At 39.9% G+C, this 23,762-nt stretch carries 20 protein-coding genes, 1 tRNA gene and 1 pseudogene; 10 read left to right on the forward strand and 12 right to left on the reverse strand.

All coding sequences use genetic code 11. The annotated features are described in order from the left end of the window. Positions 1-39: 39 nt before the first annotated feature. The 6 genes from pilB to yacG all read left to right on the forward strand — a co-directional run bounded on the left by pilB (position 40) and on the right by yacG (position 6,155). The gene (gene pilB, locus AC0UA9_RS12305) at positions 40-1,749 is read left to right on the forward strand and encodes a type IV-A pilus assembly ATPase PilB (RefSeq protein WP_475660393.1); all 1,710 of its coding nucleotides are present in this window, start codon (positions 40-42) and stop codon (positions 1,747-1,749) included. 179 nt (positions 1,750-1,928) lie between these two features. Continuing rightward, positions 1,929-3,176 carry a type II secretion system F family protein gene (locus tag AC0UA9_RS12310; RefSeq protein WP_475660394.1) on the forward strand — a complete coding sequence of 416 codons (1,248 nt, stop codon included), beginning with the start codon at positions 1,929-1,931 and terminating at the stop codon, positions 3,174-3,176. A 192-nt stretch (positions 3,177-3,368) separates the two neighbouring features. Continuing rightward, positions 3,369-4,253 carry a prepilin peptidase gene (locus AC0UA9_RS12315; protein ID WP_475660395.1) on the forward strand — a complete coding sequence of 295 codons (885 nt, stop codon included), beginning with the start codon at positions 3,369-3,371 and terminating at the stop codon, positions 4,251-4,253. Between the two features lie 76 nt (positions 4,254-4,329). After that, complete coding sequence (coaE, locus tag AC0UA9_RS12320) at positions 4,330-4,947, forward strand: dephospho-CoA kinase (protein WP_475660396.1); 618 nt, start codon at positions 4,330-4,332, stop codon at positions 4,945-4,947. A 119-nt stretch (positions 4,948-5,066) separates the two neighbouring features. Beyond that, a complete protein-coding gene (gene zapD / locus AC0UA9_RS12325; protein ID WP_475660397.1) occupies positions 5,067-5,813 on the forward strand; it encodes a cell division protein ZapD in 747 nt (248 codons plus the stop codon). A gap of 105 nt (positions 5,814-5,918) precedes the next feature. Next, complete coding sequence (gene yacG / locus AC0UA9_RS12330) at positions 5,919-6,155, forward strand: DNA gyrase inhibitor YacG (RefSeq protein WP_475660398.1); 237 nt, start codon at positions 5,919-5,921, stop codon at positions 6,153-6,155. A 231-nt stretch (positions 6,156-6,386) separates the two neighbouring features. On the opposite strand, the gene AC0UA9_RS12335 is transcribed toward yacG, so the two are convergent. The 4 genes from AC0UA9_RS12335 to AC0UA9_RS12350 all read right to left on the reverse strand — a co-directional run bounded on the left by AC0UA9_RS12335 (position 6,387) and on the right by AC0UA9_RS12350 (position 11,823). Continuing rightward, positions 6,387-8,726, reverse strand: a complete 2,340-nt coding sequence (locus AC0UA9_RS12335; RefSeq protein ID WP_475660399.1) for a chondroitinase-B domain-containing protein — start codon at positions 8,724-8,726, stop codon at positions 6,387-6,389. Positions 8,727-9,220: 494 nt separating this feature from the next. Beyond that, positions 9,221-9,296 (reverse strand) — tRNA-His (locus AC0UA9_RS12340). A 211-nt stretch (positions 9,297-9,507) separates the two neighbouring features. Beyond that, positions 9,508-10,677, reverse strand: coding sequence for a 3-phosphoglycerate dehydrogenase family protein (locus AC0UA9_RS12345; protein WP_475660400.1), 1,170 nt, complete (start codon positions 10,675-10,677; stop codon positions 9,508-9,510). A gap of 30 nt (positions 10,678-10,707) precedes the next feature. Beyond that, positions 10,708-11,823: a phosphoserine transaminase gene (locus tag AC0UA9_RS12350; RefSeq protein WP_475660401.1), complete on the reverse strand. Its 1,116-nt coding sequence runs from the start codon at positions 11,821-11,823 to the stop codon at positions 10,708-10,710. 242 nt (positions 11,824-12,065) lie between these two features. Here AC0UA9_RS12350 and AC0UA9_RS12355 point away from each other — a divergent pair, with 242 nt between their 5' ends. Continuing rightward, positions 12,066-12,608, forward strand: coding sequence for a DUF1285 domain-containing protein (locus AC0UA9_RS12355; RefSeq protein WP_475660402.1), 543 nt, complete (start codon positions 12,066-12,068; stop codon positions 12,606-12,608). A 180-nt stretch (positions 12,609-12,788) separates the two neighbouring features. Here the strand turns inward: AC0UA9_RS12355 and hemN are convergent, their stop codons facing one another. The 7 genes and pseudogenes from hemN to AC0UA9_RS12390 all read right to left on the reverse strand — a co-directional run bounded on the left by hemN (position 12,789) and on the right by AC0UA9_RS12390 (position 18,278). Continuing rightward, complete coding sequence (gene hemN / locus AC0UA9_RS12360; RefSeq protein WP_475660403.1) at positions 12,789-14,159, reverse strand: oxygen-independent coproporphyrinogen III oxidase; 1,371 nt, start codon at positions 14,157-14,159, stop codon at positions 12,789-12,791. Positions 14,160-14,325: 166 nt separating this feature from the next. Further along, positions 14,326-14,814 carry a DUF2489 domain-containing protein gene (locus tag AC0UA9_RS12365; protein ID WP_475660404.1) on the reverse strand — a complete coding sequence of 163 codons (489 nt, stop codon included), beginning with the start codon at positions 14,812-14,814 and terminating at the stop codon, positions 14,326-14,328. A gap of 47 nt (positions 14,815-14,861) precedes the next feature. Beyond that, positions 14,862-15,476: a Der GTPase-activating protein YihI gene (yihI, locus tag AC0UA9_RS12370; protein ID WP_475660405.1), complete on the reverse strand. Its 615-nt coding sequence runs from the start codon at positions 15,474-15,476 to the stop codon at positions 14,862-14,864. A 106-nt stretch (positions 15,477-15,582) separates the two neighbouring features. After that, positions 15,583-16,107 (reverse strand): VOC family protein, encoded by a 525-nt coding sequence (locus AC0UA9_RS12375; protein WP_475660406.1) that lies wholly within the window; start codon positions 16,105-16,107, stop codon positions 15,583-15,585. Between the two features lie 249 nt (positions 16,108-16,356). Next, complete coding sequence (purU, locus tag AC0UA9_RS12380; protein ID WP_475660407.1) at positions 16,357-17,217, reverse strand: formyltetrahydrofolate deformylase; 861 nt, start codon at positions 17,215-17,217, stop codon at positions 16,357-16,359. A gap of 105 nt (positions 17,218-17,322) precedes the next feature. Beyond that, positions 17,323-17,418 (reverse strand): annotated as a pseudogene (locus AC0UA9_RS12385) (VF530 family DNA-binding protein); the annotation flags it as partial. Between the two features lie 122 nt (positions 17,419-17,540). Then, positions 17,541-18,278 carry a glutathione peroxidase gene (locus AC0UA9_RS12390; protein ID WP_475660408.1) on the reverse strand — a complete coding sequence of 246 codons (738 nt, stop codon included), beginning with the start codon at positions 18,276-18,278 and terminating at the stop codon, positions 17,541-17,543. Positions 18,279-18,632: 354 nt separating this feature from the next. Here AC0UA9_RS12390 and AC0UA9_RS12395 point away from each other — a divergent pair, with 354 nt between their 5' ends. The 3 genes from AC0UA9_RS12395 (at position 18,633) to AC0UA9_RS12405 (ending at position 21,629) form a co-directional block, all read left to right on the forward strand. Further along, a complete protein-coding gene (locus AC0UA9_RS12395; protein WP_475660409.1) occupies positions 18,633-19,031 on the forward strand; it encodes a hypothetical protein in 399 nt (132 codons plus the stop codon). A gap of 70 nt (positions 19,032-19,101) precedes the next feature. Further along, positions 19,102-19,821, forward strand: coding sequence for a DNA/RNA nuclease SfsA (gene sfsA / locus AC0UA9_RS12400; RefSeq protein WP_475660410.1), 720 nt, complete (start codon positions 19,102-19,104; stop codon positions 19,819-19,821). Between the two features lie 65 nt (positions 19,822-19,886). Continuing rightward, a complete protein-coding gene (locus AC0UA9_RS12405; RefSeq protein WP_475660411.1) occupies positions 19,887-21,629 on the forward strand; it encodes a nitrilase-related carbon-nitrogen hydrolase in 1,743 nt (580 codons plus the stop codon). Between the two features lie 2 nt (positions 21,630-21,631). Here the strand turns inward: AC0UA9_RS12405 and AC0UA9_RS12410 are convergent, their stop codons facing one another. Continuing rightward, positions 21,632-23,716, reverse strand: a complete 2,085-nt coding sequence (locus AC0UA9_RS12410) for a beta-propeller domain-containing protein (protein WP_475660412.1) — start codon at positions 23,714-23,716, stop codon at positions 21,632-21,634. Between the last annotated feature and the right edge of the window lie 46 nt (positions 23,717-23,762).

A 23,762-nucleotide genomic window follows, 5' to 3' on the forward strand; every position in this document is an offset into this window, starting at 1 on the left:
TTTTCATTTAGCTTATTCAAAAGGTTATCAGTAGCAGTTATGAAAGGAAGCCATCATCAATCCAGCGTTTTATCTGCTCTTTCTAATGAGCAACTTATTCCCTTAGACAGTGTTGACAGCATTGTGAGTGATTATGCTGGTAAAAATAAATCATTCATACGTTATTTAGTTGATGATAAAAATATTGATGGTAAAAAAATTGCAGCTATTTTGTCTGACACCTTTGGTTACCCTTATATTCAATTAAGTAATTTTGACACCACTTTACTGCCTGAAGGTGTCCGCAATGAAAAATTAATTAGCAAACACAATGCACTGCCGCTATTTTTACGCGGTAAAGTGTTGTTTGTTGCCATGTCTGACCCAACCAACGTTGACGCTTTAGAAGAAATACAATTTAACACTGGCTATAGCACTGAATTAATCTTAACCGATGAATATGGGCTAAATGCCTGCATTGAAAAAATATTAGAAGCTGACAGCGACGCTTTAGATATAAGTGATATTGACTCGGAAGAGCTATCGGGGTTAGACGCATATAACGACACTGATGACGAAGAAGACAACAGTGTTGGCAAAGGAGAAGATGACGCTCCCATTGTAGTGTTTATAAACAAAATTTTATTAGACGCAATTAAAAAAGGCGCGTCTGACTTACACTTTGAACCCTATGAAAAAACCTTTCGTATTCGTTTTCGTATTGACGGCATTTTGTCTGAAATAGCCAAACCCCCAGCCAGTTTGTCAGCCCGAATGTCAGCCCGCCTAAAAGTAATGGCAAAGCTTGATATTGCTGAGCGCAGAGTGCCACAAGATGGCCGCATAAAACTGGCGCTTTCGAAGAAAAAATCTATCGATTTTCGTGTCAGTACCCTACCCACTATGTGGGGAGAGAAAATTGTAATGCGTATTCTCGACTCTTCTAGCGCAATGTTAGGGATTGATATGCTAGGGTATGAGCCGCTCCAAAAAGAAATATACATGGAAGCCTTAGGACAACCTCAAGGGATGATTTTAGTTACGGGCCCTACCGGCTCAGGTAAAACCGTCTCGCTTTACACTGGCCTTAACATTCTAAACACCGAAGAGCGCAACATTTCTACCGCAGAAGACCCCGTAGAAATTAACTTAGAAGGCATTAACCAGGTGCAAATTAATAACCGTGCCGGTTTAACGTTCCCTAGTGCTTTACGCTCGTTTTTACGCCAAGACCCTGACGTAGTCATGGTGGGTGAAATTCGAGATTTAGAAACAGCAGAAATCGCCATAAAAGCTGCCCAAACCGGACACTTGGTTTTGTCAACCTTACATACCAACTCTGCCGCTGAAACCCTGACCCGTTTATTAAATATGGGGGTTCCTTCATACAACGTTGCCAGCTCGGTAACCGTTATTATTGCTCAACGGCTAGCACGTCGTTTATGTCCAAAATGTAGAGTTAGAGAAGAACTTTCAGACATTCAACTTGCTGAACAGGGTTTTCCCGCCGACAAGTTTAGTGACATAACCCTATATAAGCCTGTAGGCTGTGAACACTGTACTGGTGGCTATAAAGGTCGCGTGGGTATTTATGAGGTAATTAAAATAAGCCCAACCATAGCCGCTATTATAATGGAGGGCGGCAACTCATTAGATATTGCCGAGCAGTGTCAAAAAGAGGGATACAACAATTTACGTCAATCTGGTTTAGAAAAAGCCATGAGCGGCATGACTAGCCTTGAAGAAATAAACCGAGTGACAAGTTCGTAAAGAGAGAGGCCTAGGTTTTAGGAATAAGCTGCTAGATACTAGGCTCTAGGTACTAGGCTCTAGGTACTAGGTACTAGGCTCTAGGTATTAGGCTCTAGGTACTAGGGTATAAAAATAAAAATAATCGTGCGAAGACTTTTTCAAATTCTCGCCAATATAAATAAAGAACAGGTGAGGTTATGGCAACAGCAGTAGCAAAAAATAAAACAGTTAAAGTTAAACCTTTAGATGTGTTTACATGGCAAGGAATTAACCGTAAGGGAAAAGCTATTAGCGGTGAACTAGCTGCTAATAATATACTTGAGTTAAAAGCGCAGCTGCGCAAGCAAGGTATTACCCCGAAAAAAGTAAAGAAAAAAGCAAAACCTTTATTTGGTTTAGGTGGCGACAAAGCCATCACCCCTAGCGATATTGCGGTTATATCACGACAAATTGCCACCATGTTAGGCGCTGGTGTTCCTTTAGTACAAACCATTGAAATGATAGGTAAAGGACATAGCAACGGCAAGGTACAAACACTTTTGGGAGAAATAGGCCACAAGCTAGCATCAGGCATTCCCTTGTCTGACTGCTTACGCGAACACCCATTGTATTTTGATGATCTTTACTGTGATTTAGTCGCCTCTGGTGAGCAGTCTGGTGCATTAGAAACTATTTACGACCGTATTGCCACTTACAAAGAAAAAGCTGAAGCATTAAAAGCTAAAATTAAAAAAGCGATGACCTACCCTATTGCCGTATTAGTGATAGCAGCAGTGGTGACTTCAATTTTATTAATTTTTGTGGTGCCTGTGTTTCAAGAAATATTTGCCGGCTTTGGCGCTGAATTACCCGGCTTTACCTTATTTGTTGTTGGTATTTCAGATTTTATGGTGGCCTATTGGTACTTTGCCTTAGGCGCTATTTTTGCTTTTATCTTTTTATTTAAACGAGCCCACAGAAACAGTTTAAAGTTTAGAGACCAAGTAGATAAGAAAATTTTAAAGTTACCGGTGATTGGTGACTTACTTGAAAAGGCCGCTGTTGCCCGTTACGCACGAACACTTTCAACGACCTTTGCCGCCGGCGTCCCTTTAATAGACGCCTTAGACTCCGCTGCTGGCGCTTCGGGTAATGCAGTATTTCGGGATGCCATTTTAGAGGTACGCTCTGAGGTATCATCTGGTATGCAAATGAATTTAGCGATGAAAAATAGTAGCATATTTCCTGATATGGTCATTCAAATGGTAGCAATAGGTGAAGAGTCTGGCGCTGTTGATGAAATGCTGAGTAAAGTTGCCACTGTTTATGAAACCGAAGTTGACAATGCCGTTGACAATTTAACTGCGCTATTAGAGCCCATGATAATGGCTGTATTAGGGGTGGTGATTGGCGGCTTAATTATTGCCATGTATTTGCCTATCTTCCAAATTGGTATGGTTGTGTAGGTACTAGGTACTAGGTACTAGGTACTAGGTACTAGGTACTAGGTACTAGGTACTAGGTACTAGGTACTAGGCACTAGGTACTAGGTTTTTAAAAAGGTTGTTATCCCTGAGGGCGTTAGCAACCTTTATTATTATTTAATTAACCTTATTGTGTTTTTTGTCTTTTTGTCTTTTTCACCGGTATGAGCCCTTATGTTTGAACAAACCTTCGCTTTATTTCAACAGTCGCCAGTGTTTTTCTACCTGTTTGTTACTGTATTCTCCTTACTCATTGGTAGCTTTTTAAATGTTATTGTTTATCGGCTACCGAAAATGATGCATAACGCTTGGTATATGGAGTGTCGTGAGTTTTTAGCTGACGAATTAACTCAAGTGCCCGCTAAAAAAATTAGCCCTTTAAGCTTATCTGTTCCGCACTCAACCTGTCCGCACTGTGCTCATCAAATACGTTTTTATGAAAATATCCCTATTATTAGCTGGCTATTGTTAAAAGGTAAATGTAGCCAATGTAAAAACAGTATTTCTAGCCGCTATCCCAGTGTAGAAGCAGCTACAGCGCTATTAAGCTTACTGGTAGCAACGCAACTTGGTGCTACAGTAGAAGCGTTATTAGTAGTATTGCTCACTTGGGGGTTAATTTGTTTAACCTTAATAGATTTTGACCACATGCTACTACCAGACCAAATTGTTATGCCGCTATTATGGCTTGGCTTGTTAGTGAATATAACCGGTACTTTTGTGCCGCTAACTGATGCTGTTATTGGCGCTGCTGTTGGTTATATGAGTTTATTTACTGTATTTTGGTTATTTAAGTTATTAACCGGTAAAGAAGGCATGGGCCATGGCGACTTTAAATTGTTTGCCTTGTTTGGCGCTTGGATTGGCTGGCAACTATTACCAATTTTAATTTTAATGGCCTCAGTGGTTGGTGCAATTGTTGGTATTGCGCTGATGATTTTTAAAAACCACCAGCGAGAGCAAGCCATACCTTTTGGCCCATACCTAGCCGTTGCTGGTTGGATAACCATCTTATGGGGTGAAAGTATTTGGCTTTGGTATATGGCACAGATAAGTTGAGGAAACACCCAGTATTAGGCTTTCCCTCGCTTCTAGAGCCTTGTCTTTTCCTAGTACTTGTAATGTTAAGGTAATCATGGCGAATTTTATTGTCGGTTTAACCGGTGGCATAGGCAGTGGAAAAACCACAGTCACCAATATTTTTTCTGCACAAGGTATTGATATTATTGATGCCGATATAATTGCGCGTGAAGTTGTTGCACAGGGAAGCCCCGCACTTAGCGCCATTAGCGAACATTTTGGTCACGCATTTATTCAAGCTGACGGCTCATTAAATAGGCCGTTATTGCGGCAACAAATATTTACCAACAAAACCGACCAATTATGGCTTAATAATTTACTGCACCCGCTGATCAGAGAACAAATTGTTACACAAGCGAACACCGCTTCAAGCCCATATTGTATTATAGTAGCACCACTGTTAATTGAGAATAAGCTAACCAGCTTAGTGAACCGTGTTTTGGTTATTGATGTTAAAGAGTCAACACAAATAGCGCGCACAAAGGCACGTGACAACAACTCTACAGCACAAGTACAGGCAATTATCGACAGCCAAGTAAGCAGGCAGGTTAGACAAGACAATGCTGATGACATAATAAATAATGACGGTAGTGATATAAGCAGTTTAAAAGACGCTGTAATAAAATTACACCAACTGTACTTAAGCTTTGCTAAACGTGAAGCACACAAGTAAATGAGTGTAAAAATGAACAATTCGCCATAGCAACTTGCTATCGTTACTTTAGTTTTTGGGTTTTACCCTAGATTTTAAACAATACCATAAACTTAACAGAGATATCACCAATACTTTGCATGACAACGATTTTATATGAACACCCGCTTAATGAGCGCATTCGCAATTACTTAAAGCTTGAACAACTGTTTAAGCATGCGCACAGCTGCGTTGCTGGCGATATTTTTTTGTCTCACCAAGTATTTTTTAATGCTTTGTTCTCTATTGTTGATGCACTAGATCGTAGTGATATTCGCGGTGATTTAATTAAAGATTTAGAAAAACTACAACAAAACCTAGTTATCTGGTCACAAGCGCCTGATATTGACACGAGTGCACTTGAGTCAAATTTAAAAGAAACCGTGGCGTTAATTAGCCAACTAAGAGTAACAGGGCAAAAGTGTAGCCAGTTAAAAGTAGACCCCTTATTGGCAAGCTTAAAACAACGTTTTGCCATTCAAGGTGGGAGTTGTAGCTTTGACCTGCCCCAATTACAATTTTGGCTACACCAAAACAAAACGCGTATTACGCAAGACATTGAACGCTGGTTAGCGCTGTTAAATACTATTGAAAGCTCGCTGGCTTTGGTGCTGAAGTTTTTTCGCCAACGTGCCGCATTTGAAACCATTGAAACAGAAAGCGGTTTTTACCAAGACAGTGGCGAAGGTTTATTACTACTGCGCATTAAAGTCGCCACAAGTGCACAATATTACCCCAGCATTAGTGGCAACAAGTTTCGCTACTCTATACGCTTTATGCTGCCTACTGAGCAGCAAGGTCGCCGGTATTCAAACCAAGCGACTAAGTTTCAATTAGCCCGTTGTTAATAGCTATAGTTGGGGTTAATGAATAAAATGGCTTTCACTTTCTCTCTTTGCCTAATTCACGTATAATTTTGTGACTACATTTTTATTATTGCAAGGTATTAAATTATGACCTTAAAAGTTTCCTGCCCTCACTGTAATACCGAAGTTGCTTGGCAAGCAAGCAATAAGTTTCGTCCTTTTTGTAGCAAACGCTGCCAGTTAATCGATTTAGGAGAATGGGCCGATGAAGGACATAAAATTAGCCAACCTGTGCAAGGTTCAAGCCCGTTAACCGAAGAAATGCTTGACGCTATGGAAGACGAGTTTTTACTTAATAATAAGTTTTTTGTTGAGCCTGAGTAAAACACCCCGCTTTACTTAGCCCCCTACTCCAGTGTTTGCTGCAGTTACTCACCATTGATACCAAGCAACCTGTGCTTAGCAACCCTCTTAAGTAAACACAGCCAAGCAAACAAAAAGCCCCTAATAGTTGTATAAACACAACTATTAGGGGCTTAATAATGCCGCTATGACGCAGTTAAGTGGCTAACTACGCCATAGTTAGGCTGTACCTAAACTATGGCTATAGCGTTATTAGTACATTAAGTTCATTTCTAAGTTTTCTACTACTTCAATTTCACCTGAGTTAGTCCTAGTATTGTTAACAGGCTTTTGACCTTTTTCACCCCAGAGAATGGCAATGGTTTTAACCGGGTTGTTTCTAAAGGTATTGTTAGCAAATGATACTTTAACAATGCCGCGGTTTTTCATTAGTAAACCGCCTTTCACACCCGAATTAGTCACTGTGTTGTTTTCAAAAATTAAGTTACCACCAATCGTCGACTCGTCATAACCACCACGGTGGTAGTCTAAAATCGCGCCGGCAATATTGTCAAACGTAGTGTTTTTAATAATTAAAAACTCTGCGTTGTAATCGCCTTTATCATCAATTTCTTTATTTAGGATAAAGCCGTTTTGGTTATTACGAACACTCGAGTTTTCAATAACAATTTCATCAGCAAACGATGCTTTAGAAACTTCTAACACGCTAATAAAGTTAGTTATTTCTGAGTTTTTAACTGAGATATTATACGCTTTAGACATGTACTTATCTAAGGTTGTGAAAGCATTTTGCTGCTTGTTACCTTTAATAATTACGCTATCTAACTGCAGGTGGCCGTCTGGCTGCATAGAGAATGCAGTAGCCGCTGAAGTGAAGTTAATGACTGATTTTTTGTTTTTATCAGCAGAAACAAAAGTGATTTCTTTATTGATTTCAAGCGCAGCATCCACGGTATATTGTGCAGCAGTAAGCTCTATAATGTCACCAGAGGTTGCATCAGCTAAAGCCTTAGCTAATTCTTTTGCAGTAGCCGCTTTGAAAACAGTGGCTTCTTTAACTGCTTTTTCTGCTACAAACCAGCTAGCACCAAATTCTGAGCGTTCAAATAGTTCAGTACCTTTCGCTACGGGACTAATGATGGCACCCACAGCATTGTTATCCGCTCTTTTATTGCCGAATAAATCTGTGGTGATTTTTTCAAAGTCAAAGCCGTTATACACATCAGTATTATTTTGCTCTGGCGCCATTAAGTATTCTGAGACACGGTTTACTGACATAGCTTGTGTAATAATGCCATTTTTGCCAATCTCGGTTTTATTCTCATTGTTAGAGAAGTTATTTTTAAAGCTTACATCATCCATCTCATCGTCGTAATTGAACGCAGGTTGTTCAGCTTTGGCTGAGTTGTAGATGGTGTTGTTAGCAAAAATAGTTCTGATAGGGCGTGCATCACGAATTTCACTTTTTGGTAAAACTGCACTTTGTGCCACATTTGAACCAACACTAAAATACCAAGGTGTAGGTGTTTCAACAAAGGAGTTGTATGCGACTACTGCATCAGTAACTTGGTTATATCGGTTTTGTGGTGATTTATAAATACCGTTCATTACCGCAATAGGTGCTCTAAACTTTTCACCGTGCAGTTTATAGAAGTAGTTATTAACGATCCAATGGCCGGTGTTCACAACACGGATACCACCAAACTCTTCAGACTTACCATCGCCAATGAAGATATTACCGTCAATGGTGGCGTAGTTGCCGTGGCGTAATACCAGAGAGCCTTCACTTTTAAAGAAAACATTGTTTTTGAATTGGTTGTAGTTTGATTTACTTGAAATAATTTCTACTTCACCGTTACAACGGTCAAAAAGGTTGTTTTCAATATTGGTGTATGAAGGAGTCATTGAAGTGAAACTGTTGCCGATTTGGATTGTTTCGCCGCGAGGCCCACCCTTTCTAGGACGTGGTCCAAAGTGGTTGTTCACTATTTGATGGTGATTTTTGATGTTTTGGTTGCCACCTAACTTCACTACAACCGTTGGTCCGTCGTTAGATTTACCGGCAATATAGTTACTGCTTAGTTCATTGTTACGGCCCCAAAACTCAACCCAATGGTCTTTTACTAGCCTGTCTTTTTGCGTAAACTCTTCAATAACACTATTGGTTACCTTTGAGTTGAAAGCGATTCTGTCATCGTCAATTTTAAAGCGAATAACATTTTTTGTCGGCGTATAACCGTTTCTAAAATGTAAGCCATCAACAACCAGGTAATTACCACCAAGCTCTAAATAAGATTGCCCTTCGATGAACACTTCACCCGCGGTTTCAGCGCTTAATGTGATAGGTTTTTCTTTAGTTCCTTCACCATAAAATTCTATTGCTAGGTTGGTATAAGTGCCGTTTTTAAGCACAATATGATCGCCAGCTTTGGCATTTTCAATGGCATCTTTTAACTGCTTACCATCACTTACTAATACTTTATTGCTTTCTTTAACTTGAAGTTGCGTAGCACCTGCAGAGTTATTTGGCGTTGTTTGAGCACAACCAGCGAGTAATAAAGCTGCACATACGGGTAATAATAATGTTTTCATAATACCTTTCTATTCATTTAATTTTTTGAGCGCTAAAATGTACTATTAGGGTATACCCCTTTATTAAGCTTATCAAGCCTTAAAATAAGACCAATTAACCAAACCTACATTAACAAGCCACCATACCAATAATGGTCGTTTGGTATAGACGCAATCACACCAAGCAATACCACTTTGATTTACTTGCTATAATACAAGCCAACACAATTATTACCAAACTCAGGGTATTGGCATGACCAAGACCATATTAACCAACAGCTATTTTTGCTCCTAAAGCAATAAACAAAGTAAAATTTTTCGAGAAAACAATGTCGGCTAAAGGAACTTGAACCCTCGATGAGTTAACGTGTGGGGTTAACATGGATGTCTTGATAAAACTTTGATAAAACTAGTTAAGTTGAAATGGCGGAATCATCGTGATTGCGGTCGAGATTAAACCAAAGTGTGACTCATTACCGTGGATGTTTTACTAAAAAGATAAAGGGACTTGAGAATGGGGTGGCTAAAGGGACTTGAACCCTCGACAACCGGAATCACAATCCGGGGCTCTACCAACTGAGCTATAGCCACCACTGAGGTGTATTGCTGATTTTATTACTGATTAGAATGCTCTTTTAATCGCATTTTAAATCCTATTGCTTCTGTCTTTGAAACAATGCGCGGATTCTAATGAGTTATCACCCTTTGTGCAAGTAAAAAATGAATTAATCGAAGAGTTTTCTGTTTATTAGTTTTCGACTAATTCATGGCCTACTTATTAATGCGGTTTATAGCCGCTTAATTATACACTTCTTACATGAAAAACATGCTCTACATTAGAGAGGCTTTCAAGTAACGCTGGTGTTGGCTCTTGTTCAATGTCTACTATGGTGTAAGCAATTTCGTCACGACTTTTGTTCACCATATCAAGTACATTAATATTTAAATCAGCCAATAAGTTTAATATTGTCCCTAAAACCTTAGGAATATTATCATTGGCAAAGGTTACTCTATAGCCAGAGGTTCGCTCAAGTGATACGGTGGGAAAATTGACAGAATTAGCAATGTTACCATTATCTAAAAAGTCGATGAGCTGATCAGCTCCCATTTCGGCACAGTTTTCTTCTGCTTCTACCGTGCTGGCACCTAAATGTGGAAACAAAATAGCCTTGTCATGAGCAATTAACGCTTCACTGGGGAAGTCAGCAATGTAATGCGCTAATTTACCTGAGTTTAAGGCTTTAATCACAGCCGCCTCTTCTACTAGTTCACCGCGCGCTAGGTTAATTAAAACCGCGCCGTCTTTAATGGCTGAAAATGCGTCATCGTTCATTAAGCCTTCTGTAGCGGCAAGCATAGGGACATGTAAGGTAACATAGTCAGCGCGTGCTAGCAGTGAGTTTAAGTTTTCTGCACGATTTACTTTCGACGATAACTGCCACGCAGCCTCAACACTAAGTTTAGGGTCGTAGCCAATGACGTTCATGTCTAGGCTTAACGCTAGGTTAGCAATTTTAGCGCCAATGGCACCCAAGCCAACTACGCCTAGGGTTTTACCCTTAAGCTCAGAGCCACCATATTTTTTCTTACCCGCTTCTACTTGTTTATGTAATTCAGCTGGATCTTTTTCTGATGCTAATGAGTCAACATAATTCATACTTTGCGTTATACCACGCGAGCCAAGTAATAAACTAGCGAGTACTAACTCTTTTACTGCATTGGCGTTTGCGCCTGGGGTGTTAAAAACAACAATACCTTTAGGGGTATAATCGGCAACGGGGATATTATTAACGCCAGCGCCAGCACGCGCAATAGCTAATACTGAAGCAGGTAATGTTTCGTTATGTAGTTTATGGCTACGTAATAAAATAGCATCTGGGTCTTCACAAACCGAGTCGACAATGTAACGCTCTACTGGAAATTTATTTAGGCCGGCAGTTGCAATGTTATTGTATGTTCTAATTTTTTTCATATAAAACTCTTTATCGGTGAAGGAAAAATATTAGGCGGTCACTTGTTGGTAAGCCCACGTTAACCAAGGTAGTAAGGCAACAAGGTCTGATTTTTCAACCGTTGCGCCAGCCCAAATGCGTAAACCTGCTGGTGCGTCGCGGTATGCGCCAATATCAAAGGCTACACCTTCATCGTCTAATAACTTCACCATGGCTTTAACTTGCTCTGCATCCGCTTTTAATTCAAAACATACGCTGGTATTTGAACAGGTGGCCGGTGTTTTAGCTAAAAAGCTGATCCAATCATTTTGCCCAACAAAGTCTGTTAGTACTTGCAGGTTCTCTTCACTTTTTGCTATTGCAGCAGTTAAACCACCAATTTCATCAACCCAATTAAGTGCGTCAAGGTAGTCTTCAACACATAACATTGACGGTGTGTTGATGGTAGCGCCTTTGAATATACCGTCAATTAACTTGCCGTTTTTGGTTAAACCGAATACTTTAGGAATTGGCCAAGGGGGAGTGTATGATTCTAATCTTTCTACCGCTCTGGGGCTTAAAATTAACATACCGTGTGCGCCTTCCCCGCCAAGCACTTTTTGCCAGCTAAAGGTAGCAACGTCTATTTTGTCCCAATCAAGTTCCATCGCAAATACCGCACTGGTGGCATCACAAATCGTTAAACCTGTCCGTTGGCTTCTGATCCAGTCAGCGTTTTCAACTTTAACGCCTGAAGTTGTGCCATTCCAAGTGAAGACAATATCGTGCTCTGGGTTCGCTTGTGCAAAGTCTGGTAGTTCACCATAAGCACCGGTAAATAAACGCGCATCGTCTAATTTTAATTGTTTAGCAATGTCTGCCCCCCATCCAGAGCCAAAAGACTCCCAGGCAAACACATCAACCGGACGTTGCCCTAATAATGACCACATTGCCATTTCCATAGCCCCTGTGTCTGATCCTGGCACAATACCAACCTTGTAACCAGCAGGTAAGTTTAATAAACGAGACGTTTCTGTGATGGCTTTAAGTAAACGTTCTTTACCAATAGCGCTCCGGTGAGAACGCCCTAAGCTGTCAGTGTTAAGGGCTGCAAGGCTGTAACCTGGACGTTTTGTACATGGGCCTGATGAAAAGTTAGGATTGGCCGGTTTAGTATTCGGTTTCATTAATGTTCCTTGGTTATTCGGTCGTTATGGCCGGGTTGTTGCTAGCGTTTGTTAGACTTTGCTTGCAAATAGGTTGAAGAAAGTTGACTTCAAAAAAGCTGGATAAATACTGCCTTAATTTGAATATATATTCAATAGTTGTCATTCGCTATTGCGTTAAATTACGATCGAAATCACTTCTTTGTCTATTAGACAAATTTACTGGTATGATTCTTACATATGCTTGTTCACAGGAGAAAGTTATGTCTTCAGGCTCGTCACTTGAGCAGATTACTGCTCAAATAAAAGCACAAGGCGATGCAATACCCCCGGTTGAATTATGGAACCCTGATTATTGTGGTGAAATAGACTTACAAATAAAAGCCAATGGTGATTGGTTTTACGCCGGCACAATTTTTAAACGCCCTGCTTTAGTTAAGCTGTTAGCGTCGGTATTAAAAAAAGAGCAAGATAACTATTTTTTAGTAACACCCGTTGAAAAAATAAAAATTACGGTTGAAGACGCCCCCTTTGTGTTAACCCAATGGCGCTGGCAGGATGAACACCAAACGTGCATGGTAGTTACTAATAACGTGGGTAATGAATTTACTTTAGATCACAACCACCCTATTACGGCCAATGACAACGGTGAACTGTATGTTGTTGTGCGCCAAAACTTACTGGCAAAGGTACACAGAAATGTGTATTACCAGTGGGTAGATTTAGCAACAAAAACACAAACGGATAAAGGCACTGAATTAGGCTTTACTAGCGCTAATTGCCGGTTTGTTTTAGGGCTTATTTAGTTAGGTGCTAGATACTAGGTCCTAGATACTAGGTCCTAGATACTAGGTCCTAGATACTAGGTGCTCGATACTAGGTACTAGGTACTAGGTACTAGGTGCTAGATACTAGGTACTCGATACTAGGGACTAATATCTTTATCTTCCTAGCACCGCGTTTATTTCCTAGCGTCTCATTTGTTTCTAAATTACCCGTGAAAAGCGCTGTTGATTTACGTGTTTTTTCATGTACGCATCAAAACTCATGCAAATATTACGAATAAGCAAGCGCGCTTTTTGGTCTACTTTAATAAAGCTAGCGGCATTTTCTACTAAGCCATCGTCAATAAAAGGATTTAACAGGTCTAAATCTTGGGCAAAATACTGATCGAAGTTAATGGTATATTTTTCACTAATTTTTGTTTTATCAAGATACAGGTTACACATTAGTTCACGTATCACTTCACCACGCAAAATGTCATCATCGCTTAAGCTGACTCCACGTTCAAGTGCATGTTGCTGGTTTTCAATCGCTTGATAATAGCTTTGTAGATCTTTTATATTTTGGCCAAATGAACGGCCTATACTACTAATTGACGAGACACCTAGCCCTAACAAATCACAGCCGCCACGGGTAGTATAACCTTGAAAGTTACGGTGTAATGTGCCGTTGCGTTGGGCAATAGAAAGTTCATCATTTGGTTTAGCAAAGTGGTCCATCCCGATAAAGTCATATCCATAGTCACACAGCGTTTCGATTGATAACTTCATTAAATCAAACTTTAATGCTGCGTTTGGTAGCCATTCATCACGTAACTTGCGTTGCGCAGCAAATCGGCTTGGTATATGGGCGTAACTAAATAATGAAATACGGTCAACATCCCATTCGTGTGCTTTGTCTAAGGTTTTTTTAAAGTTTTCTAATGTTTGGTGTGGTAAGCCGTAAATTAAATCAATATTAATCGACTGAAAGCCAACCGCTTTGGCATGACTGATAAAGTCACCAATAAACTCTGTTGACTGCACGCGGTTTATTGCTTGTTGTACTTTTAAGTCTAAGTCTTGTACACCCAAGCTTAAACGATTGAAACCTAGTGAAAATAAGTGCTCTGCAAGGTTCATATCAATTTCACGTGGGTCGATTTCAATACTCATTTCTAATTCGTCTGAGAAATCAAATTTTTCTTTGAGCAATTCAACTAACGTTGTGATTTGTTTATGTGTTAAAAAACTCGGTGTGCCGCCCCCCCAATGTAACTGTTTAACTTTATACTCTGTGAACGAGGGGGCTTGTAGTGCAATTTCTTGTGCTAAATACTCAAGGTAGGTGTCAGCTTTACTACGGTGGCGAGTTATCACTTTGTTGCAACCACAGTAATAGCAAAGGGTATGACAAAATGGAATATGTACATAAAGCGATAGCTCACGGTTGGGTGAGTCTTTTACCGCTTGAATAAAATCATCATGGGTGAAGTCGTCATGAAACTCTAACGCCGTAGGATATGAAGTGTATCGAGGACCACTGGTGTTATACTTGTTGAGGAGTTTAGGATCAAAAAATTGACTTGCTTGCATGATGTTACCCATAATTTATCAAATTGCTATAAGATCTAACTGTCACTAAGATCTAGCAGCAGTTCTAGCCATTATTATACGGATATTTAGTTAATGTTTATTGATTCATCACAAGCAATGTTAAAAACCTGCTCTAGCCCCAGAGGTAAATTCATTAAGTAAGCAGTTATGCCTTAAGGGAGCTTATTCTTTCTGTGACATATTGCTGAAGTAAACTAAGGTCTGCCACTATGTCATTGTGTAACTGCGCTTCAAGCTTAAGACGTTGATAGTCTTCTTTCATACGTTGTTTTTTTTCTAACTGTTTTCTTTCACCCATAATAGCAAGGTGCTTTATTTGGTTGTATAACTTGTATATTGCAGGGAACTGTTGCGCCAGTTCGCTACTCAATTTTAATGAGTCAAGTAATACCGATAAGCGCCAACACCCTTCGCTAAAGTCACATTGCTCTTCTTGCATGGCTTTTACAATAATTTTTACGCTAGACAGTATTTTTGTATCGTGTTTTGCTAGTGCTTGTTGGCGATCTAACGCTGCCTGTGCCTGCACACGCTTTTGCGCGCTAAGTTGCCTTAACAACTTAGCCGCATAAATCGCTAAACTGATAATAATGACTGCCCCAACAACAAGGGTTGTTAACCAGTATTCATTCATCTGTATTAACCTTATTCCTTTTACATTACACTTTTTATTTACTAGGGTTAGGTATCAAGCTCAGGTACTGAGGCATTGTCTAGCTTATCCCATAAATCATCTTCAGAGCGAGTGTTTGGGCTACTAACGTCTTCTTCCTCATCGCCTAATTGAACACTAATAGCTTCGTGACGCTCCATCATATTATTGAAGTAGTCAACTTCCTCATGTGTTAGGGCAATATCATCGTCTTGTTTAGCTAAAATAACCTGCAGTTGTTCATCGTTTTCAATGTTAGCAAGTTCTTGCGCTAAGCTAATGCCAGCCATAGCTTCACCGCTATGAGTACAGCGCTTGTTATCAGCAGCGCGCAGTGCAGCAATAGGGTCTTGCGTAGATTTTTTCGCTTTGGTGGGGTTAACATTTTCTGTCGACTTGTTTAGCGTTGTTTTAGCGCTGCCACCTAGGTCAATGGGTTTTTTACTACCAATACGAGGGTCTTTATTTGTGTCAACCTGCTGCTTTGCTGTGGTGTTTTGCTGTGCTTCTTGCTGGCGATTACCCGGCTTTTTGCCTGTTTTTTTACGCACTCTTTTTTCAACCTTGGCTAATTCAGCTTTGCTTAATTTAGGTTTGGCGATGGGTGCGCCACCAGGTTTTCTAGATTTTTTTTTACGAGACATGACTATAGTACTTTTTTATCGATTAATAGCGCTATTTTACGCCATTAATCGGTAAATAGTAATGGCTAAGTGTTTAGTTTTGCTAACCACTGATTTTTTAGTTTCGTTATTCATGCAGCCAGGCAGCATGGCGTGGTGCTCGTTTGGTTTTAGACCACTCTTCAACCATGGCATATCCAACATCATTTAGCTGCTTATATTGTTCTGCTGTCCCTGTATTTGCCGCTAGTTCTAACCGATGTCCGTTAGGGTCAAAAAAGTAAATAGAGGTGAACACACCATGATTAACAGGGCCTAAAACATCAACGCCTTTGCTAATTAGCGACTCTTTTGCTGCTGCTAATGCCGAAACACTTGCCACCCGTAAGGCCAAATGTTGCACCCACTCAGGGGTGTTTTCATCTCGCCCCATGGCAGGGGAGTTGGGGACTTCAAAAAAAGCTAAAACGTTTTCATTGCCCGCATCAAGAAATATATGCATGTAAGGGTCGGGCGCTTTAGTGGAAGGAACTTCGTTTTCAGCAATGGCTAAAACTAAATCCATATTGAGCTTATCTTTATACCAGTCTGTGGTTTCTTTAGCGTCTTTACAGCGGTAAGCAACGTGGTGAATTTTTTCAATATTAATCATGTTAAGGCTTCTTAAGCGAATTACCCTCAGCCCGATTTAAGCAAGGTTATAACGAGTTTTGGGTTAACTAAGTCTGCTCTAATTTTAAGCATACCTTAGCCGACTTCGCGAACTTTCGCCGTATTTAAGCCTGTGATTAACGTCAGCAATTCACTACACCTAGCTGTACAAGTATTGTTACGCGGTAGTGGTATAGCAACCGCCAATTGCCCACTTAATGCCAGTTGCTACGTTAGTCGTGGTTGGGCGTTAAGCCAGTATAACTGTTTTATCACCATTTAAGCACACCCGTTGCTCAGCATGAATACGCACTGCATGGCTTAGAGCTGTTGCTTCTAAGTCATGCCCCATGTGAACCATTTGCTCAATAGTAAAAGTGTGGTTAATAGGCTTTACTTCTTGTGCGATAATAGGTCCTTCGTCTAAGTTGGCGGTAACATAATGCGCGGTTGCACCTATCACTTTTACCCCTCGGGCATGCGCTTGGTGGTATGGGCGTGCGCCTTTAAAGCTAGGTAAAAATGAGTGATGAATGTTAATTGCACGCCCTGCCAATTTTTGACATAAGTCGTCTGACAAAATTTGCATGTACCGGGCTAGCACCAGCAGTTCAGCATCACAGTCTTGCATTAAGGCCAGTATCTGTGCCTCTTGTTCAGCTTTAGTGTCTTTAGTAATAGGGAAATGGTAAAAAGGAACACCATGCCAATTAGCTAATGATTGACAGTCTACGTGATTAGAAACAACGGCAACAATATTAATGGGTAGTACACCCGATTTCCATTTTGTTAATAACGACACTAAACAGTGATCATCTTTAGAAACGGCAATAACAACATTAGGCACATCAACTTTATTACGTAGTTTATATTCCATATTCAATGGCTTGGCTAGTTCATCGACCGCTGCAATAAACTCATGCGCAGAGACGGTTAAGTTTCTGTCGTCAAAGGCGATGCGAGAGAAAAATGTTTCTGTGTAAGGGTCACTATATTGTGAGGTTTCAGTGATAAATGCGCCATGCTCAAATAAGCTTTGCGATACTTTAGCTAAAACGCCGGTATTGTCTGGACACTGCCAAGTAAGGATATAGTGATTAGGTGTAGTCATGATATTTTGCTAGTGAGTTAAAAAGAAGCGATATGATTGGCTATTTTAGTTAATTTTTCCAGTATTTTCATATATTTTAACCCGATATTAACCATATTTTTTGTTTTATCGTGATTCGCTTGCTAAATGCTGTTTATTTTTAATGTAAAGCTGTTCTACTTTCTCTCTTGCCCAGGGTGTTTTACGTAAAAACATAAGGCTAGATTGACTTAGTGCTTATTGGAGTAAAAGTGCTAATAAAAAAGGCACTTATCTTTTAAATAAGTGCCTTATTGTTGGTATTAATTAAATGGCTGAGCGCTGCGCTCTAAAACACTACTAGCTTATGCAAAGTGTTTTGCTAGCTCATCTGCGCCGCCAATATGTTTACCGTCAATAAATATTTGCGGAACAGTGTCAGCATTGGTAATGGCGCGCATGGCAGAAATGCTAATTTCTTCTCCTACGGTTAACTCGTCATAAGCTAGCCCTTGCTCTGCTAAAATTGCTTTGGCTCTAGCACAGTGTGGACAACCCGGCTTAGTAAATAAGCTTACGGTCGCTTTTTGAACTGCTTCAGGGTTAATATAAGCTAGCATAGTATCAGCGTCTGACACTTCGAACGGGTCACCTGGTAAATCAGGTTCGATGAACATTTTCTCAATTACGCCATCTTTTACTAGCATAGAATAGCGCCAGCTACGCTTACCAAAACCAAGGTCATTTTTAGCAACTAATAATCCCATCCCCTCGGTGAAGTCGCCATTACCATCAGGAATAAAACTAATATTTTCGGCATGTTGGTCTGCTGCCCAAGCGTTCATTACAAAGGTATCGTTCACTGAAACACAAATTATTTCATCAACACCGTTTTCAGAGAACTTACTTGCTAATTCATTATAACGCGGTAAGTGGCTTGATGAACATGTTGGCGTAAAGGCGCCGGGTAGGGAAAACACTACTACGGTTTTTCCGGCAAATATTTCTTGCGTATCGCGTGTGCTCCAGTCGTCATTAACACGAATAGGGAATGTAACTGAAGGTACTTTTGCACCTTCTATATTTTTAAATTGTGTCGTCATTTTTCTTCCTTATTTGATATAAATTAATTTAACTTGCTTGCTTACGTTTCAATGGAGCTATTATCCAACAAAAAATAAAATAATTAAAATGATTTAAACTGATACTATCAATCTAAAAAACAGATGCACTGCATTGGTAACAATAAGTGAATTACTGATGACCAAGGTAAACGAGTGTTGATAATAAAACAATTATCGCATGTCGCACTCTTAACATAGCTTCAGGTTAAAAAGTACGTTAACAATTAAATTACCTAAAAACTTGCAATTCAATAAAAATATGCTTACTTGGCAAATATTTTAAAAGTTGTTATCAATAATATTTCATAATCACTGTTTTAAAGGGGTCTACTCATGTTAGATACAGCACATGGAAGTTATACTATTGCCCAACAAGATAATATTTTATTAATTGATGCACAAGGCCCCTTTAATGAAAGCATTTCTGAGCAATATCATCAAGACATCAAAACTTTTACTGAAAAAATGGGGAGTGCTCCTTGGGCTGCATTAGTTTCGTTTACCGATAATAGCTTGTTTACACCAGAAGCAGAGCTTGCCTTAATTGAAACAACACAATATCGTGTTGACAATGGTATGGTTGCTGTTGCCGCTGTTATAATTAATAGTGCATATGCAGACATTTTACAAATGCAATTGCAGCGCATTTATCAAAGCTGCGCTATCGAGTTTAACTTTTTTAGTGATATTACACACGCACAGCAGTGGCTAAACAGTTTGATCAATTCATAAGTTCTTGCTTTGTTCATTGTGCTTTTTATCGTAAACTTCGCCTGTTGTTAAATTATATCGAAAAGTACCCATGAAATTACAGCTACAAGCTGCGACGTTAATTAAACGCTATAAGCGTTTTCTAGCCGACGTAACATTAGCAGATCAGTCCATTACCACAATACATGTGGCAAATACCGGTGCCATGACAGGCTGTGCTGAACCTGGTGATATTGTTTGGTATAGCACATCTGACAACCCAAAGCGTAAATACCCTTATAGTTGGGAGTTAACAGAAACTCGCCATAGCCATTATATTTGTGTTAATACTATCCGCGCTAACCAATTAGCCGAAGCTGCTATTTTAAATGGCACTATTAGTGAGCTACAAGGATTTGAACAAGTACAGCGAGAAGTAAAGTATGGTGATGAAAATAGCCGAATAGATATTTTATTACACTACCCTAAACTTAACGACAATAAGCAAGTACAAAAAACAAAGGCTTATATAGAAGTTAAAAGTGTTACCTTACTTGAGGGCGCACAAGGTTATTTTCCTGACGCTGTCACTGTGCGGGGGCAAAAACACTTACGTGAATTAATCAGTATTGTAGAAAGCGGTCATAGGGCAATATTGCTTTTTGCGGTTTTACATACCGGTATTAATAGCGTGCAAGCAGCAGCACACATAGATCCTCTTTATGCACAGCTATTGCAACAGGCCATCAAGGCCGGTGTTGAAGTTTTAGCATACAAGGCTGCGATTAGCCCAGAACATATATTGTTATCTGAGCGCCTCCCGTTTAAATAATAGCCTTTACTACGAGCATGTTTAATGGCTCGTTAACTCATTAATTAATCCTTGGAAAATATATTATGCGCGTTGCCGTTGCCCAGTTTACCACTTGTTCAAATGTTGAAAAAAACTTAGCGCGTTGTATTAGCATAATAAATGATGCTATGGCATGTAAACCAACGTTAATTGTACTACCAGAGTTTTGTAACACCGCTTTTTGTAACAGTACTGTATTACACGATACTGTTTGTCAGACCCAGCCAGGTTACCAGGGGCATAATCATGCATGGGCAGAAGCTGTGTCTCTTAATGGTGATTTTTTACAACAGCTCGCTGAACAAGCAAAACAACATGGCTGCTACCTTGTTGTTAATGTAACTTTACGACGCACAGCGTTATTTAACAGCGAACCCACTATAACCATTACTTCCTGTATATTTTCACCACTTGGTGAGCTTATTCTACAAGTAGATAAGCAAACGTTAACCGAGCATGAAAGAAAGTATTTTACTGGGGCGGATCAAATTAGCGCCAGTAATACAATAACCCCCACTCCCCTGGGCTCTATCGGGTTATTACAAGGCAGTGATAGTATGGTATTTACCCCTGCCCGCCGTTTAGCCTGCCAGGGCGCGCAATTAATATGCCACTCCATGAATGCGTTTACCTTAGATCAAACCAGCTTGCATAACCCAACAAGAGCTTGTGAGAACAATGTTTTTATAGCGTCGGCTAACAAGCTTGGCCATAGCCAAATTTTATCGCCAGAAGGCAATATACTCGCCTGTATTGCCCATGATAAAGCTGGATTTGCGTTTGCTGATCTCGATTTGGTTACGGCAGGCTTATCGAACAAATACCGTCCCGACGGCAGCCAACTTAGCAAACAATTGCGCCCTGCACTTTATCATAAACCAATAAGCACGAGACAAAATATAGCGCAAAAACAACCCAGCGTTGCTCAAAATAAAGTACCCGAAACAGCCAATGTGGCCATATTTGCAACCTATAAAACTAATGAGCAAGCCATTGAAGATGTTTGCTATTACATTGAAAATAATTTAAGTGACATAATTCAATTGCCTGAGTTATTTTTTATTGCAGACAAAGCCATTACTCAGGATGCACTGCAACGCGCTCAAATAGCCCAGTTAAGCCAGCAAGTTATTGAACAAGTGAGTACTGTGTTAAGGCCTTTTCAATACGTTTGTACTAGCTTGGTGATAGATGATATACACCAAGCGGTGATAATCAGTAAAAAGGGAGTATTGGCAAAGCAGGCGCAGTTACATTTTTGCCTACGCTATCAATGGACGGCGCTTGGTAATACAATCAATGTGGTAGAATTGCCCTTAGAGCAAGGCACGATTAAACTAGCTATGCTAACGGCTGATGACGCTAACATAGCTGAAATGGTTAACACTGCCGCTTTACATAATATTCACTTACTATTAGTACCTTTTGATATTCAAGAGGCCTGTGAAGCAACCTATAATTTATTGTCGCGCGCCGTCGAACATAGAGTTTGTATTGTCGCTGCCAGCCGTGAAAAAACATTTGCCTATCATGCCTGCCCTCATCCTTTTGGTGCAACGAGTGGTCACTCAAATACGCAGCATCAACAACCTAAAAAGCAGCCTAAAACGCAAAAGGTTACTGGCTTTGTTGCTAATTTAAACAAAAATTTCCCTTTCGTTTTTGATGGTAAATCAACACAATTACCACAGTATATAAACCTGCCTTTAGTTAAGTGCCAACAAGGAAAAATAACCAAAGCCTTAGTTTACCCTATTGCTGCTTGTTATAAGTCCCCTGGCTATTAATTTTAAAATGGCCCTGTCGTTTGGCTTGGTGTCTGCCAGTAGCTTTTCCAAATATGATTACCGTGTAGATAGTAGATATCATCCGCGTGAAAAATTGCTCTGTCGTCCCAGCCAGAAATATAACTTGGCTCTGACGCCTGCACTGGCGTAACGCTCCCTTTATTTATTAGGGTTGCGCCAGCATCACTGCCAGTAACCTCGATAAGCTGTAAAGCATTAACGCGGCTCCACACGCTCATTTTTTTACCCGTTTCTTGTTCAACCACAGTTTCTGTTAACCATTTTTCAACCGGCAAACCAAAACGATGGCTACCATCAGCCATAGGTAAGTAAGTCAATGCATGGTAATCAAACTCAACGGGGGTATAGCCTTGGGGATAAACAAGCGAATTAATTTCAAGCGGGTTGTGCATATTACTAACATCGAACAAACTAATTTTAGCCCCCTCAATAATAGGCGTTTCATCTGAGCCAATTGATACCTGATCGATAAACATCAACCTATTTGGATCAACGTTTTGACCTATACCCACCAATAAGTCTTCCGATATAGGGTGTAAGTAAGAGGAGTAGCCTGGTATTTCAAGTGCACCAGTGATTTTTAGCTGTGCTTTGTCACTTAGGTCAAGCACGTAGAGTGGGTCAGTATTTAAAAAGGTAACGATAAAGGCTTTGTCTTTGAAAAAGCGCACCGCTTTAATATCTTCTTGCACTATACCCGCGTTATTTAATTTACCTATTTTTTCTGGGTAAGTGTCGTTAGGCAGTTGTGCAACCAGCTTAAGCTCATTGCCCAATGGGCTTAAAATATTAACCTGATGTTCATAACCAATACGTTGGTCTCCTTGTGTGGTAACCACACGTAAATCATCACCTTTTTCACTGAATCTAAGATTTGACAAATGCCAGTTAAAGCGCCCCTTCACAGTGCCCGATGCAACATAATTGATCGCTTGCTTAGCGAGTGAGAATTTATGAATAACCGATGTTTCTGCTGTTTGCCCATTGTTGTATTGATACTTTGTGCCGTATAAATAAACAGACTTTGGCGTGGCATAAAGTCCTGAAACTTGAGTATTAATACAAGTAGAGACGATACTTGCTGGTTTCGTTAAATCAATGGTTGTTAGGGTAACAATACCATTAAAGCCGTCTTTTTCTGTAGACTCTGCGGGTAAATAACAATGCTCTGGCGCGACTAAGTCACTTTTATTGCCTTGTGCATCTTCAATTTGCGGCAGCAGATCACTAATGCTTGATGAAAAAATATTGTGATAGTTTGCTAACTTCTCACTCGCTGTAGTCGCATAGGGAAGGCCGGGAATAAAGGAAGAATAGCTACTGACAATATACAGCACATCATCAACGCGTCGGCTGTCAATAATTGAGCCATCCATGGTATAAGACACGGCAATTTGAGGGCTAGCTTGGTCACTAACATCCAGTAAAGATAGATTAAATTTTTGCGCTACCGGGAAAAAGCTATCAATTGTGCTACCTGACGTTACCATGCTATTAGCAATAGAGTAATTGTGAATATTTGATAAAACCGCGAGTTTACTTTTGCTTAAATATAAACTATTAATTGAAGAGGCTGCTTCATTGACAACCGTATTTGACACTTCGTTAATGCCCCCTTGTGCGTCTCGCTGTAAAATTCGTATTGAATTTTGTGCCTTGGGTGCTGGATAAACCTGGTTTTGCGCGTATTGATAATTGGTGATATACATATATTCACCGTCATATTTTATTCGATCGCCTTCATCAACTCCGGCCTCTTGGGTGATTGTTGAAGAATAATCACCTTGGTCAATGCTGCCATGCCTTATTGCTTCACCTTGGGCAGGTGCATTAACGGCATCTGACTCTAAAATATCGCTTTGTTGGCTACTGTTTAAATACACGCCATTTCTTAAATGCTGTTCAAAGTCTTTAGTGTTGGCAGGTTTTAACGGGGTTAATGCTACAGACATTGCATTGAGTGACGGGACTTCTTTAGGGGGTTCAACTTTTTCTGTACTGGCGCTATCATCACAGCCCATAAGAAGTAAAAAAGAACTGAGAATAATTCTATTTTTCTGTAACATTATTTTGTTCTCCATGTCGTTTATATACGATATTATATAATACTTA

Source organism: Colwellia sp. F1 (assembly GCF_056238625.1).

What these genes read in the sequence shown, in the direction of transcription:
- pilB (WP_475660393.1), top strand. Translation starts at nt 40, where the DNA reads ATGAAAGGAAGCCATCATCAATCCAGCGTTTTATCTGCTCTTTCTAAT.
- AC0UA9_RS12310 (WP_475660394.1), top strand. Translation starts at nt 1,929, where the DNA reads ATGGCAACAGCAGTAGCAAAAAATAAAACAGTTAAAGTTAAACCTTTA.
- AC0UA9_RS12315 (WP_475660395.1), top strand. Translation starts at nt 3,369, where the DNA reads ATGTTTGAACAAACCTTCGCTTTATTTCAACAGTCGCCAGTGTTTTTC.
- coaE (WP_475660396.1), top strand. Translation starts at nt 4,330, where the DNA reads ATGGCGAATTTTATTGTCGGTTTAACCGGTGGCATAGGCAGTGGAAAA.
- zapD (WP_475660397.1), top strand. Translation starts at nt 5,067, where the DNA reads ATGACAACGATTTTATATGAACACCCGCTTAATGAGCGCATTCGCAAT.
- yacG (WP_475660398.1), top strand. Translation starts at nt 5,919, where the DNA reads ATGACCTTAAAAGTTTCCTGCCCTCACTGTAATACCGAAGTTGCTTGG.
- AC0UA9_RS12335 (WP_475660399.1), bottom strand. Translation starts at nt 8,726, where the DNA reads ATGAAAACATTATTATTACCCGTATGTGCAGCTTTATTACTCGCTGGT.
- AC0UA9_RS12345 (WP_475660400.1), bottom strand. Translation starts at nt 10,677, where the DNA reads ATGAAAAAAATTAGAACATACAATAACATTGCAACTGCCGGCCTAAAT.
- AC0UA9_RS12350 (WP_475660401.1), bottom strand. Translation starts at nt 11,823, where the DNA reads ATGAAACCGAATACTAAACCGGCCAATCCTAACTTTTCATCAGGCCCA.
- AC0UA9_RS12355 (WP_475660402.1), top strand. Translation starts at nt 12,066, where the DNA reads ATGTCTTCAGGCTCGTCACTTGAGCAGATTACTGCTCAAATAAAAGCA.
- hemN (WP_475660403.1), bottom strand. Translation starts at nt 14,159, where the DNA reads ATGCAAGCAAGTCAATTTTTTGATCCTAAACTCCTCAACAAGTATAAC.
- AC0UA9_RS12365 (WP_475660404.1), bottom strand. Translation starts at nt 14,814, where the DNA reads ATGAATGAATACTGGTTAACAACCCTTGTTGTTGGGGCAGTCATTATT.
- yihI (WP_475660405.1), bottom strand. Translation starts at nt 15,476, where the DNA reads ATGTCTCGTAAAAAAAAATCTAGAAAACCTGGTGGCGCACCCATCGCC.
- AC0UA9_RS12375 (WP_475660406.1), bottom strand. Translation starts at nt 16,107, where the DNA reads ATGATTAATATTGAAAAAATTCACCACGTTGCTTACCGCTGTAAAGAC.
- purU (WP_475660407.1), bottom strand. Translation starts at nt 17,217, where the DNA reads ATGACTACACCTAATCACTATATCCTTACTTGGCAGTGTCCAGACAAT.
- AC0UA9_RS12390 (WP_475660408.1), bottom strand. Translation starts at nt 18,278, where the DNA reads ATGACGACACAATTTAAAAATATAGAAGGTGCAAAAGTACCTTCAGTT.
- AC0UA9_RS12395 (WP_475660409.1), top strand. Translation starts at nt 18,633, where the DNA reads ATGTTAGATACAGCACATGGAAGTTATACTATTGCCCAACAAGATAAT.
- sfsA (WP_475660410.1), top strand. Translation starts at nt 19,102, where the DNA reads ATGAAATTACAGCTACAAGCTGCGACGTTAATTAAACGCTATAAGCGT.
- AC0UA9_RS12405 (WP_475660411.1), top strand. Translation starts at nt 19,887, where the DNA reads ATGCGCGTTGCCGTTGCCCAGTTTACCACTTGTTCAAATGTTGAAAAA.
- AC0UA9_RS12410 (WP_475660412.1), bottom strand. Translation starts at nt 23,716, where the DNA reads ATGTTACAGAAAAATAGAATTATTCTCAGTTCTTTTTTACTTCTTATG.